At 61.6% G+C, this 11,530-nt stretch carries 9 protein-coding genes; 5 read left to right on the top strand and 4 right to left on the bottom strand.

Translation table 11 applies throughout. The features are described 5' to 3' along the window. Positions 1 to 74 precede the first annotated feature (74 nt). Positions 75 to 665, top strand: coding sequence for a shikimate kinase (locus ACXAEK_RS16485; RefSeq protein WP_475043526.1), 591 nt, complete (start codon positions 75 to 77; stop codon positions 663 to 665). After that, complete coding sequence (gene aroB, locus ACXAEK_RS16480; RefSeq protein WP_475045294.1) at positions 665 to 1,771, top strand: 3-dehydroquinate synthase; 1,107 nt, start codon at positions 665 to 667, stop codon at positions 1,769 to 1,771. Before ACXAEK_RS16485 ends, aroB begins: the two co-directional genes overlap by 1 nt. A gap of 138 nt (positions 1,772 to 1,909) precedes the next feature. Here aroB and ACXAEK_RS16475 read toward each other — a convergent pair whose 3' ends face one another. After that, a complete protein-coding gene (locus ACXAEK_RS16475) occupies positions 1,910 to 4,111 on the bottom strand; it encodes a methyl-accepting chemotaxis protein (RefSeq protein WP_475043525.1) in 2,202 nt (733 codons plus the stop codon). Between the two features lie 384 nt (positions 4,112 to 4,495). Continuing rightward, on the bottom strand, positions 4,496 to 5,026 hold the full coding sequence (gene ssb / locus ACXAEK_RS16470; protein ID WP_475043524.1) for a single-stranded DNA-binding protein: 531 nt from the start codon (positions 5,024 to 5,026) through the stop codon (positions 4,496 to 4,498). A 229-nt stretch (positions 5,027 to 5,255) separates the two neighbouring features. Here ssb and ACXAEK_RS16465 point away from each other — a divergent pair, with 229 nt between their 5' ends. The 3 genes from ACXAEK_RS16465 to ACXAEK_RS16455 all read left to right on the top strand — a co-directional run bounded on the left by ACXAEK_RS16465 (position 5,256) and on the right by ACXAEK_RS16455 (position 8,015). Continuing rightward, the gene (locus ACXAEK_RS16465; RefSeq protein ID WP_475043522.1) at positions 5,256 to 5,840 is read left to right on the top strand and encodes a lytic transglycosylase domain-containing protein; all 585 of its coding nucleotides are present in this window, start codon (positions 5,256 to 5,258) and stop codon (positions 5,838 to 5,840) included. A gap of 131 nt (positions 5,841 to 5,971) precedes the next feature. Beyond that, entirely contained in the window at positions 5,972 to 6,337 is a 366-nt protein-coding gene (locus ACXAEK_RS16460; protein WP_475043520.1) for a hypothetical protein, read from the top strand. 229 nt (positions 6,338 to 6,566) lie between these two features. Next, positions 6,567 to 8,015, top strand: coding sequence for a sulfotransferase family protein (locus ACXAEK_RS16455; protein ID WP_475043518.1), 1,449 nt, complete (start codon positions 6,567 to 6,569; stop codon positions 8,013 to 8,015). 104 nt (positions 8,016 to 8,119) lie between these two features. On the opposite strand, the gene ACXAEK_RS16450 is transcribed toward ACXAEK_RS16455, so the two are convergent. Beyond that, a complete protein-coding gene (locus ACXAEK_RS16450; protein ID WP_475043517.1) occupies positions 8,120 to 10,210 on the bottom strand; it encodes a dipeptide ABC transporter ATP-binding protein in 2,091 nt (696 codons plus the stop codon). A gap of 101 nt (positions 10,211 to 10,311) precedes the next feature. Beyond that, complete coding sequence (locus tag ACXAEK_RS16445; RefSeq protein ID WP_475043515.1) at positions 10,312 to 11,526, bottom strand: ABC transporter permease; 1,215 nt, start codon at positions 11,524 to 11,526, stop codon at positions 10,312 to 10,314. Positions 11,527 to 11,530: the final 4 nt, after the last annotated feature.

Genomic DNA, 11,530 nt, shown 5'->3' with positions numbered 1-11,530 from the left:
CCACTGCCTGTTTCCTGCTCTTTTGCCCAAGTTATATATTCCCTTTTCCGCAAGATCACGTCATTCACTGAAGAATGAGCGAAAAAGAGCAAAGCAGCGGCCAGGAGGCTGCAGCCCCGGTGCCGGGGAAACTGAAGAAGACCATCGTGATGGTGGGTATGATGGGGGCGGGCAAAACCGCCGTGGGCCGTGCCTTGGCGGCGCGGCTGGGTGTGCCGTTTCTGGACAGCGACCACGAGATCGAGGCCGCTGCCAATATGACAATTCCTGAGATTTTCGCCCGCGACGGCGAGCCTTTCTTCCGCCAGAAGGAGCGCCAGGTGATTGCGCGCCTGCTGGAGGAGGAGCGCGGCGTGCTGTCGACCGGTGGCGGTGCCTTTCTGGCCGGGGAAAACCGCGAGGTGATCACCGCCAAGGGGGTGTCTGTCTGGCTGCAGGCGGATCTGGAGGTGCTGTGGAACCGGGTGCGCCACCGCGACACGCGGCCGCTGCTGCGCACGGCGGATCCTCATGCGACGCTCAGTGCCCTGTACCGCGACAGGGTGCCGCTTTATGCCAAGGCGGACCTGACCGTCGTGTCTGACGGGCAGGCTGCGATTGAAACCATGGTTGACCGCGTGCTGGACGCCTTGAAGGCACGCCCCGATGTTTTGGAGTGGGAATGATGGAACGCAGGGTTCACGTGCCCTTGGGCGAGCGCGCCTATGATGTGGTGATCGGCCCCGGGCTGCTGGCGCAGGCGGGGGAACGGATCAAGCCGCTGCTGAAACGGCCGCAGGTGGCGGTGCTGACGGATGAAACCGTGGCGGCACGGCACCTGGAAACCTTGCGCGCCGGGCTGGCGGCGGCGGGGATCGGCATGGAGGCGCTGGCGCTGCCGCCGGGAGAGGCGACCAAGGGCTGGCCGCAATTCACCCGCTCAGTGGAGTGGCTGCTGGAGCAGAAAGTGGAACGCGGCGATGTGGTTGTCGCCTTTGGCGGCGGTGTGATCGGCGACCTGGCGGGGTTTGCCGCGGCGGTGCTGCGCCGGGGCGTGCGGTTTGTGCAGATCCCGACGTCGCTGCTGGCGCAGGTCGACAGTTCCGTGGGCGGCAAGACCGGCATCAACGCGCCGCAGGGCAAGAACCTGGTCGGCGCCTTCCACCAGCCTTCGCTGGTGCTGGCCGATACCTCGGTGCTGGAGACCCTAACTGCGCGCGACTTCCTGTCCGGCTACGGTGAAGTTGTGAAATACGGCCTGCTGGGCGATGCAGAGTTCTTTGCCTGGCTTGAACAGAACGGCCCTGCACTGGCCGCAGGCGATGTCGCAGCGAGAGTCGAAGCGGTGGCGCGATCGGTGCAGATGAAGGCGGACATCGTGGTGCGCGACGAGACAGAGCAGGGCGACCGTGCGCTGCTCAATCTGGGGCACACCTTCTGCCACGCGCTGGAGGCGGCCACCGGCTATTCCGGCCGGCTGCTGCATGGCGAGGGCGTGGCGATTGGCTGCGCGCTGGCGTTTGAGCTGTCGTCGAAGCTGGGCCTGTGCTCGCAGGAGGACCCGAGCCGGGTGCGGGCGCATCTGAAAGCGATGGGCATGAAGACCGATTTGGCCGACATTCCGGGCGAGCTTCCGGGCGCCGAGGCGCTGCTGGATTTGATGGGACAGGACAAGAAAGTGGTTGCGGGCCAGCTGCGGTTCATCCTGGCACGCGGTATCGGTGAGGCTTTTGTGACCGGGGATGTGCCGCCGGACGCGGTGCTGGAGGTGCTGCGCAGCGCGGGCGCCTGACGGATCTGCCTTGCGGGCCAAAACAGCCAGGGCCAGGGGCAAAACCAGTCAAACCAGAGGTGCAGGATGAACGGGTCCTGACCTTAAGGGCAGCCGGGGTGGCTGCCCTTTGTTTTTTGCAGGCGCTGGTGCGCCGGGTCAGGCGGCGGCGCTGCCGAAGCCGTCGTCCTCTGTGTCAAAGTCGATGGACAGCGGCGCCTCCGCCGGTTTGTCCGGAAGCCCCAGCGCAGCCGGCGTGCCAGTAACTTGTCCGACGGCAAACAGCCCGACCAGCTCGCGCAGCTCCTGCGCCTGATCCGACAGCGAAGTGGTTGCGGCAGTGGTCTGTTCGGCCATCGCGGCGTTCTGCTGCGCCATCACTTCCAGCTCGCCAACGGCATTGTTGACGTCATTCATTTGAGAAGATTGCGCCTTCATGCTGCCGGCAATTTCAACCACCAGGCCGGAGATTTCAGTCACCTGCTCGCTGACCTGGGCCATGGCGCGGCCGGCCTCATCCACCAGGGTGGCGCCGTTTTTGACCTGCTCAGAACTGCGCGCGGTCAGCTCGTCGATCTGCTGAACCGCATCCGCGCAGCGCTGTGCCAGCATCCGCACTTCGCTGGCAACCACCGCAAAGCCGCGGCCCGCCTCGCCGGCGCGGGCGGCCTCGACGCCGGCATTCAGCGCCAGCAGGTTGGTCTGGAAGGCAATGTCCTGGATCACCTTGGTGATCTGCGAGATTTCCTGCGAGGATTCCTGCAGCTTGCCCATCGCCTGGGTGGTATTGTTCATCACCTCGTCGCAGGATTGCACACCGTACTGGGCGCTTTCCGCCAGCTGTTCGGCACGGCCGGCATTTGCGGCCGACTGCTGCACATTGGTCGTCAGCTCGTTCACCGAATGGGTAGTCTTCTCCAGCGTCGCCAATTCCGCCTCAGTGCGGTGGGCCAGATCCATCGACGCCTCGGCAATGGATTTGGTGCTTTCATCCACGCTGCTGGCCAGTTCGCCAATCGAGGAGATGGCGCTGCTCAGGGCGTGGAGCGAGTCGTTGAAGTCCATGCGGATCGACTTGAACTCCTGCGGGAAAAACTCCTCAATCGGTTTGTCCAGGCGCTTGTGCTGCAGATCCATCAGCGCCTCGCCGATGCGGCGTGCAACGGTCATGATTTCCTCGCGGCGCTCTTTCTCCTCATGAACACGCTCTTCCTGCTTTCGCTGGGTCACCGTGCGCAGGTCGACAACATTGCGCGCAACAGCGCCGATTTCGTCGCGGCGGTTGGCGCCGGGCACCTCCACTTCGGTTTCGCCGCTGCCCAGTTTCTTCAGAGCCACATTCAGCACCGAAAGCCCCTTGGTCATGTCGCGGGAAATCGCCAGGCTGAGCGCCAGCACACCAGCCAGAAGCACGGCAGCAAAGATGGCCATTTCGGTCAGCAGCAGCTTGTTCCGGGCGTCATGGGCAGCCATGTCGCGCTCCAGGTGCTCGATCAGGATTTGCTCCTTGCCGCGCAGCACCTTGAGCATGTCTGTAGCCGTCGCAAACCAGGCTGCAGCATCGACACCGGACAGATCGCCGCCCGTCAGGATACCATGGCGCAGATCGTTGAATTTCTTCATTTCCTGTGTCTTTGCCAGGGCCGCCACGGCGTTGCGGTCTTCGAGGGTGGCAAAGTCAAGGAACCTGTCCAGGCGCTCTTGGAAACGTTCGTGCGTTGCCACGAAGACCTGAAAGTCCGCCGGCTGCCAGCCGTTCGTGAAACCAACGGCGCCCGCGGCGCGTTCCAGGCCTGCGGCGTCCTTGGCGCGCAGGAACAGTGAGAGGGCCACCGCCTCCTGGCTGATCAGCGGGTTGTCGATCTTCTGTGCCACCGACAGGCCGGATTGGATAAGAGCCGTATTCAGCTTGGTGTAGTATTCAACTGCATTGCGCACCGGGATGCTGCGGCTGGAAATCTGCTGGCGGATCGCCTTTTTCCGGGCTAGTTCCGATTGGGCCGTGCGGAAGGAATCCAGAGCGGTGTCGCTGAGGCCGCGGCGGTCAACCTGTTCCAGCTTGGCCAGGTAGGCAGCCATCGCCGTGTCATTGGACTGGCGGATCTTGACCAGCGCATCGGGCACCGTCCCGGCATCGCCGCCCAGGAAGGCCGCGCTCATCCCGCGTTCGACCTGGAGGCTGTGGACAAGCCCGCTCATGCTGTCCAGCAGTTCACCTGCCAGCGCGGTATTGACCTGGGCCTTTTCATAGAGCTCCAGCAGCTTGTTCCCCATGAACCAGATGCTGAGAAGCAGCGGCGCAGCCAGAAGCATGGCAAACTTGGCCTTGACCGGCAGATGCTGCAGAAATCGCATACCCATTTTCTATTCCTTGCTGCACAAAATTTCCGTGAGTTGAATTCAGCATATGTAATGTGTCTTAATTTTCGCCTACCCGGCAGAGCGCCGGTGCCTCTGAGTGTTTCTGCAGGCGGCATACAGTTTGGCCAGATGGGGCCCGCAGTATGTCGGTTTTTGCCTAGGGTGTTGAAAGTAAACGAAAAGATTAAGCTTATGAGCGGTGGGGCGGGCGTACTTTGAACTCTTGAAAATGCGTAAAGTTTTCCGCAAGCCAGGGAACAGCACCTGGCTGGGCTATCAGCAGATGGGAATGTTCCAAAAATGAAACCCCCGGAGCCAAGGGCGCCGGGGGCTGCAGGAGTAGGTGTTTGAAACCAGCGGCTGAGGATGCCGCCAGCGAGCGGTTCAGAACGGGATTTCGTCGTCGTCGATGTTATGCGAGGATCCGCCGCCAAAGCCGCCGCCGCCGCCTTGCGAGCCGCTGTCATAGCCGCCGCCACCGCCGTAGCCGCCGCCCTGGTTGCCGCCGCCATAGCCGCCGCCGCTCTGGCCGCCGCCGTAACCGCCGCCGCCGCCGCCTTCGCCACGGCCGTCCAGCATCGTCAGGGTGGAGCCGAAGCCCTGCAGCACGACCTCGGTCGAATAACGGTCCTGGCCGCTTTGGTCCTGCCATTTGCGGGTCTGCAGCTGGCCTTCGACGTAAACCTTGGAGCCCTTGCGCAGATACTGCTCGGCCACGCGGACCAGGCCTTCGTTGAAGATCGCAACCGAGTGCCACTCGGTCTTCTCGCGGCGCTCGCCGGTGTTGCGGTCCTTCCAGGTTTCCGAGGTGGCGATGCGCAGGTTGCAGACCTTGCCGCCGTTTTGGAAGCTGCGTACCTCAGGGTCGCGGCCCAGATTGCCGATGAGCATGACTTTGTTCAGTGAGCCGGCCATGAAGTTTCGTCCTTCTGTCCTGATTTTCTGTCCTGCGGCGGGAAAACCGAATCCGGCACGCCGCGTTTCAGGCACAGTACCGTTCCGGGAGTAGTGTGAAAAGCAGGCATCTGTGGATGGTTTCGGAGGTTTTTGCGCTCGCCGAACGGGAACTCACGTCCGTGTTGCTTTAAATTTGTTCTGCATTAGTTATATTTGCGCGAGTTGGGACAGTGGTGGGACAGCAGAGATGCGCAGAACCGTTGCGGGGCTGGTGATTGCGATGATCGGGGCAGGGCAGCCTGCCGCTGCCGATGTGCTGGGCACCAAGAGCCGGCGCGATCTGTTTGCGGCCCATACCAGGGTGCTGGATGGCCGGGCTGCGACCCAGTACAAGAACTCTGCCCGGCTGCAGCCCAAGACATACAGTATTCCTGAGGCATCGGGTACATTGCCTTACAGGGGCAAGTACCGGGGAGAGTATTTGCAGATGGCGCGGCAGGCCGCGCGCCAGCACGGGGTGCCGGAAGATCTGTTCTTGCGCCTGGTCCAGCAGGAGAGCAACTGGAACCCCAATGCCAAATCGCACAAAGGGGCGCTGGGGCTGGCGCAGCTGATGCCTGCCACCGCCCGGTCGCTGGGGGTGAACCCGGCAGTGCCGCAGCAGAACCTGGAAGGCGGCGCGCGCTATCTGGCGCGGCAGTTCCGCAAGTTCGGTTCCTGGCGGCTGGCGCTTGCGGCCTATAATGCCGGTCCCGAAGCCGTTCAGAAGTACGGCGGGGTGCCGCCATACAAGGAAACCCAGAACTACGTTAAAAAGATCTGGGGCAGCTGATGCGGCGGCAGGAATGGGGCTTGGCCTTAACCTGCGGGTAAGATCCCTTAATGCCCCGTTAACTCCGCCAAGCTGTCACGCATTTGCCTTAATTTTTCGTGAATCTGCCCTCGGGTTCTGGAGGGAAAGCCTTGTATATCAACAGTTTCGACGAGCGCATTGAGAGGCTCGACTGGCGGCCAAGCGAAATTCCAACGCGTCAGATGATCGACAGCATTATGGGCGCTCGCGCGCCGCGCAGTGCAGTGTTGAGCCTGGCGGGGGCCGTCAGCGGCATTCTGGTTGGTGTCGGGTTGAAAGGCATGATGCTGGCGGAGGCGCCTTGGGGGCCGGGCACCGGCCTGGCCGGCGCCATCGGCGGCAGCCTGTCGCTGGCCGGGCTGGCGCTGTCGCTGGCGGCTGCGGGTGCAGCTACTGTTCGCGGCAAGCAGGCCCCGCGGCTGATGCAGTTTGCCTCGATGAACCTGCTGATGATTGTGGTGCTGCTGCTGAGTTGACTTTTGCCGCCGGTGTGGGAGCGGGGGGCAACAGAGGCGCGCTGGCCTGAAGCCAGCGCGCCGTCACTGTGGGGGTTTCCCCGTATTTCCGGCGGCAAGTTGCAAATTGACCCCAGGCTTGACCGCCGTAAGCTAGGATGCACTGCTAGGCAGCCCGGCTGCAGGCCCTTTATCGGGCGTTTACCAATTTGCGCTTACCTGAAACTGTTCTCCTAGAGTGAGTGAGCAGATGAAGCAGATTTCGGGTATTTCTACTACTGGACCGGGCGCCGTGGAAAGCTTGCTGTCAAAAGCTGATCAGTTGCGGAATAAGGGTGACTATAAAGGGGCGCTCTCGATCCTGTCACCTCGCCTGAGAATGGGGGATCTGGACCCAAGGATACTTGAGCGCGCAGCTATGTGCTTTTTCAGCCTTGGAGACGCGGGGACAGCCATCTCGCTTTTGAAGATCATGCGGGAGCGTATGCCTGAGAACGCCGCAATCCCTGCAAAACTTGCGGGCATGCAGATGGCGGCTGGTGACAGCGATGCCGCTGTTAGGAACTTCAAGGATGCACTGGCACTGGACCCGTTTCTGGTCAGGGCGCTGTTTGGGCTGTACATGCTTGAGCCTTACGAAGCCGGCAGCGAATATGCTGCTAGGCTTTACGAATTGGAGAGCCGGGCCGGTCTTGCCCCTAAAGATGCGGCGGTGGTGTTCAATACCATAGGCGCGATAGAAAGGCAGCGGGGGAAACCGGCGGCCGCCATGCACTATTTCTCTAAATCCAAAGAGGTGCTTGGTGCCAAGTTTGACCCTGATGAAGCTGACTTGGCAATTGACCTTCAAACCGCAATCTTCTCGGCTGGAGATGCGGAGGAACAGCCGGTGGACGGGCCAAGGATGGTCTTTATCTGCGGGCTTCCCCGGTCTGGCACCACTTTGATGGAAACCATTCTGACGCGTCACTCCAAGATCGGAACGATTGGAGAAAGCAGAGCGCTGACAAATACTCTGAAGGAGATTAACAGATACTGTTCGGAAGTGGGACGCGGAGAAAATCTATGGTCTTGGTTCGGCAGCTTGAGCGACAAGGAAATTTCGGTTTTCCGCCAGTACTATTACGCCGCAGCTTTGCAAGGCAATGATAAGGGGGCCGTCGTTGTCGACAAAATGCCGATGAACTGTCTGCACCTTGGCCTTGCACATGTTTTGCTTCCGGGAGCAAAGTTCATCTTCATGTCCCGCCACCCGTTGGATGTCGGCTTGTCAATCTTCTCTATAGCCTTCGATGAACCCATGCCCTATGGAAGCCGCTTGGACTGGCTGGGCCGGATGACGGCAAGTGTTTTCAGGTCAGCGGCGGATTATCAGCAAAAGCTGGGCAGCCAAATGCGTGTGCAGTCCTTCGAGGCACTGCTCCGAAATCCGGAGACGCAAACCCGCTCCGTGCTGGAGCATTGCGGCCTGGAGTGGGAGGAGGCCTGCTTGACTCCCGGTGCCCCTACCGGCTTCGTTAACACCGCCTCACAGATTCAAGTGCGGAAAGAGATTAATTTTGAAGGACTTGGCAAGTGGAAATCATTTGAAAAGCAGCTGCAGCCGCTGGTCGAAGGACTAGGAGGGCAACGTTGGGTTGACGAGTGGCAGCAAATGGACAGAAACGCAGCCTACAGCGGGCAGTTCACAGCTGCCTAGGCATTTTCCAGGGGATTTAGGCCACAAGATCCTTAGAAAAAAAGCGCCGGATGCTACTCTGACGCTTTTATTTTTCCGGTTTTCCGGCTGATAATGCTAGGAGTTTATTCCGCCGCGATTTTGATCACCGGCTTCATCTGCTCCAGCACCTCGTCGCTGAGGTGGCATTTGATCTGGTGGCCGCCCTCCAGGGTGCGCACCGGCGGCACGTCGCGCTCGCACAGCCCGCCCGGCACTTCGGACTTCCAGCGGCAGCGGGTCTGGAACGGGCAGCCCGGGGGCGGGCTCATCGCCGAAGGGATGTCGCCTTCCAGAACGATATGCTCCTTCTCCACCGAAGTGTCGGCAATCGGCACCGCCGACAGCAGCGCCTCGGTATAGGGGTGGTAGGGCGGCGAGAACACCTGGTCGGTGTCGCCAAGCTCGACCACATGGCCGAGATACATCACCATGACGCGGTCGGATAGATAACGAACGATCGACAGGTCGTGGGAGATGAACAAGAGCGTTGTCTTCTCGTTACGCTGGATCTCCATCAACAGGTCGGTGACCGCCGCCTGCACCGACACGTCGAGCGCAGAGACAGGTTCGTCCGCCACCACGATGCGGGCGCCGCCGGCAAAGGCGCGGGCGATGCCCACCCGCTGCTTCTGGCCGCCTGACAGCTGCCGCGGCATCCGCTCGGCAAAGGCGCGGGGCAGCTTCACCAGGTCGAGAAGCTCCAGCATCCTTTTCTTGCGCTCGGCTTCGGAATTGCCGATGCCAAAGATTTCCAGCGCCCGCATGATCTGGCGGCCGACCGTCATCGAGGGGTTCAGCGTGTCAAACGGGTTCTGGAACACCATCTGCACGTCGGAGACGGTCCGGGTGTCGCGCTCCTCGATCGGGATCTGCTCGATATTGCGGTTGTCGAGCAGGATCTGGCCGTCGGTGGCGGTTTCCAGCCCCATCAGCACCTTGGCAAAGGTCGACTTGCCGCAGCCGCTCTCGCCGACGATGGCGAGGGTCTCGGATTCGCGGGCCTCAAAGCTCAGCGTTTCGTTGGCCTTGACCACCTTCTTCTCACCGCCGCCGAACAGCGCGTTGGCAGCAACCTCGTAGTATTTCTTGAGGTTGTCCATCTTGAGAACAACTTTGCCCGGCGCGGTCTTTTCCTTCTCTTCGCCCACGGTGATAGGTGCGTTCCAGTCGATTTCCTCGAACTTCAGACAGCGGGTCTCGTGGCGGTCGTTGCCGTGCACCGGCGACATCGGGATGACCCGGTCCTGATCGCAGCGCCCCTCCTCGAAATAGTCGCAACGCGGCCCGAAGTTGCACCCTGGCGGGCGTTCGTGGGGCAGGGGGAAGTTGCCGGGGATCGCAACCAGCGGGCGCGAGTTCTTGTCGGCGCCCGGCAGCGGGATCGAGCGGAACAGCGCCTGGGTATAGGGGTGCTGCATTTCGTCAAAGACATCCTTGATCGAGCCGCGTTCCACCGCCTCGCCGGAATACATCACACACAGCCGGTCGCAGGTTTCCAGCACCAGGCCAAGGTTGTGGCTGATGAACAGCATCGAGGTGCCGTATTTCTTGCCCAGGTCCTTGACCAGTTCCACCACTGCGGCCTCAACCGTCACATCAAGCGCCGTGGTCGGCTCATCCAGGATCAGCAGCGAGGGTTTCGACATCAGCGCCATCGCAATCACGATCCGCTGCTGCTGGCCGCCGGACAGCTGGTGCGGGAAGGAGTTCAGCATCCGCTCCGGGTCGGGCAGGCGCACGTCGGTCACCACTTCCAGCGCGCGGGCATAGGCCTCCTTTTCGCTGACGCCCTCGTGGATCATCGGCACTTCCATCAGCTGCTTGCCGATTTTCATCGCCGGATTGAGCGAGGCCATCGGCTCCTGATAGATCATGGCGATCTCGTTGCCGCGGATGTCGCGCAGCTCCTCGGCGCTCATCTCGCTGAGGTCGCGGCCCTTGAACTTGATGGTGCCGCCGACGATGCGGCCGTTCTTGCCAAGATCCTGCATGACGCCAAGCGCCACGGTGGATTTGCCGCAGCCGGATTCACCCACCAGGCCCACGGCCTCACCGGGCTGCACGGCCACAGAGAAATCCATCACTGCGGGGATTTCGCGCAGGCGGGTGAAGAAGGAGATCGACAGCTTGTCAATCTCGAGGATCGGGCCGTCATAGTCTGCCAGTTTGCTCATTTTTTGTCTCCCTGTTGAGGCTGGAAGGGACCGGATCCCTTTCTTCTGGCCTCAAGTATTCCGGGGGTCCGGGGGCTGGCCCCCGGTCCCGCCGGTTTGGATCAGTCTTTCAGGCTCTCTTCGCGCAGACCATCGGCCAGCAGGTTCAGACCCAGAACCAGCGTCAGCAGCGCAAAGGCAGGCGGCAGGGCCGGGTGCAGGTAGATCGACAGCAGCTTGCGGCCGTCATTGATGGTCGATCCCCAGTCCGGGCTTTCCGGCGGCAGGCCAAGGCCGAAGAAGCCGAGGGTACCCAAGAGGATGGTGGTGTAGCCGATGCGCAGGCAGAAATCGACGATCAGCGGCCCGCGGGCGTTGGGCAGGATCTCCCACAGCATGATGTACCAGGGGCCCTCGCCGCGGGTCTGGGCGGCAGCCACATAGTCGCGGGTTTTGATGTCCAGCGTCAGGCCGCGCACGATACGGAACACCGTGGGCGAGTTGACGAAGACCACCGACACAAAGACCACCAGGATACCGCCGGGAATGTCGAACAGATCCATCGCTTGGGGCAGGCCCCAGATCGCATAGGCCGGCGTGTTGATCAGGTAGCCGCCGTTGGAGACCAGCTGCAGGTAGAACCAGATGATCGTGCCCAGCACCACCGGCAGCAGCCAGTTGCGCAGCTTGGGCCGGGTGTAATAGCGCGAGTTCAGCAGAACGCCGACAAAGATGATCGGGAAGATGAACAGCACAATCGCCATATAGTTCGGCACGCCGGTCGCCACGATCTCGGGCGTTACCAGCAGGTAGAACAGCAGGATCACCGGGAAGGCCAGGATCAGGTTTGCCGCAAAGGACAGGGCAGTGTCCAGCTTGCCGCCGTAGTAGCCAGCGGGCAGGCCCAGGGTGATCCCCACCATGAAGGCGAACACAGCCGCCATCGGGGCAATCTTGATGACTTCCCAGGCGCCTTTGACCAGGCGGCTGAAGACGTCGCGGGCCAGGTTGTCGCCGCCCAGGAGGTAATAGGCATAGTCGCCTTCCTCGGCGCCGCGCAGCGGGGTGCCGGGGACCTTGTTCTTCATGCCCGAGACCTGGGTCAGCGGGTCATGGGTGATGATCATATCCATGGCGCCGTAGATGCCGGTGAACACCCAGAACATCACCAGGCCAAAGCCGATCATGCCGATGGGGCTGTCAAACAGTTTGCCGTAGAGGCCCAGCCGCCGTTTGAAGCCGATGGAGAAGGCGTAAAGGATCACCAGGGAAATCCAAACAGGGGACAGCTGGTAGATGATACGCCCGGTAATTTCGATACCGCTAAGAGGTTCCATGCTC

It is taken from the genome of Leisingera sp. ABM4_101 (assembly GCF_056158725.1).
The sequence above is the reverse complement of the archived record's forward strand: the minus strand, read 5'-3'. Positions and strand labels throughout refer to the sequence as shown.

Bases quoted from the DNA above. Each gene is read 5' to 3' on its own strand.
- ACXAEK_RS16465 (WP_475043522.1), top strand. From the start codon at position 5,256: ATGCGCAGAACCGTTGCGGGGCTGGTGATTGCGATGATCGGGGCAGGG.
- ACXAEK_RS16485 (WP_475043526.1), top strand. From the start codon at position 75: ATGAGCGAAAAAGAGCAAAGCAGCGGCCAGGAGGCTGCAGCCCCGGTG.
- ACXAEK_RS16450 (WP_475043517.1), bottom strand. From the start codon at position 10,210: ATGAGCAAACTGGCAGACTATGACGGCCCGATCCTCGAGATTGACAAG.
- ssb (WP_475043524.1), bottom strand. From the start codon at position 5,026: ATGGCCGGCTCACTGAACAAAGTCATGCTCATCGGCAATCTGGGCCGC.
- aroB (WP_475045294.1), top strand. From the start codon at position 665: ATGGAACGCAGGGTTCACGTGCCCTTGGGCGAGCGCGCCTATGATGTG.
- ACXAEK_RS16475 (WP_475043525.1), bottom strand. From the start codon at position 4,111: ATGGGTATGCGATTTCTGCAGCATCTGCCGGTCAAGGCCAAGTTTGCC.
- ACXAEK_RS16455 (WP_475043518.1), top strand. From the start codon at position 6,567: ATGAAGCAGATTTCGGGTATTTCTACTACTGGACCGGGCGCCGTGGAA.
- ACXAEK_RS16445 (WP_475043515.1), bottom strand. From the start codon at position 11,526: ATGGAACCTCTTAGCGGTATCGAAATTACCGGGCGTATCATCTACCAG.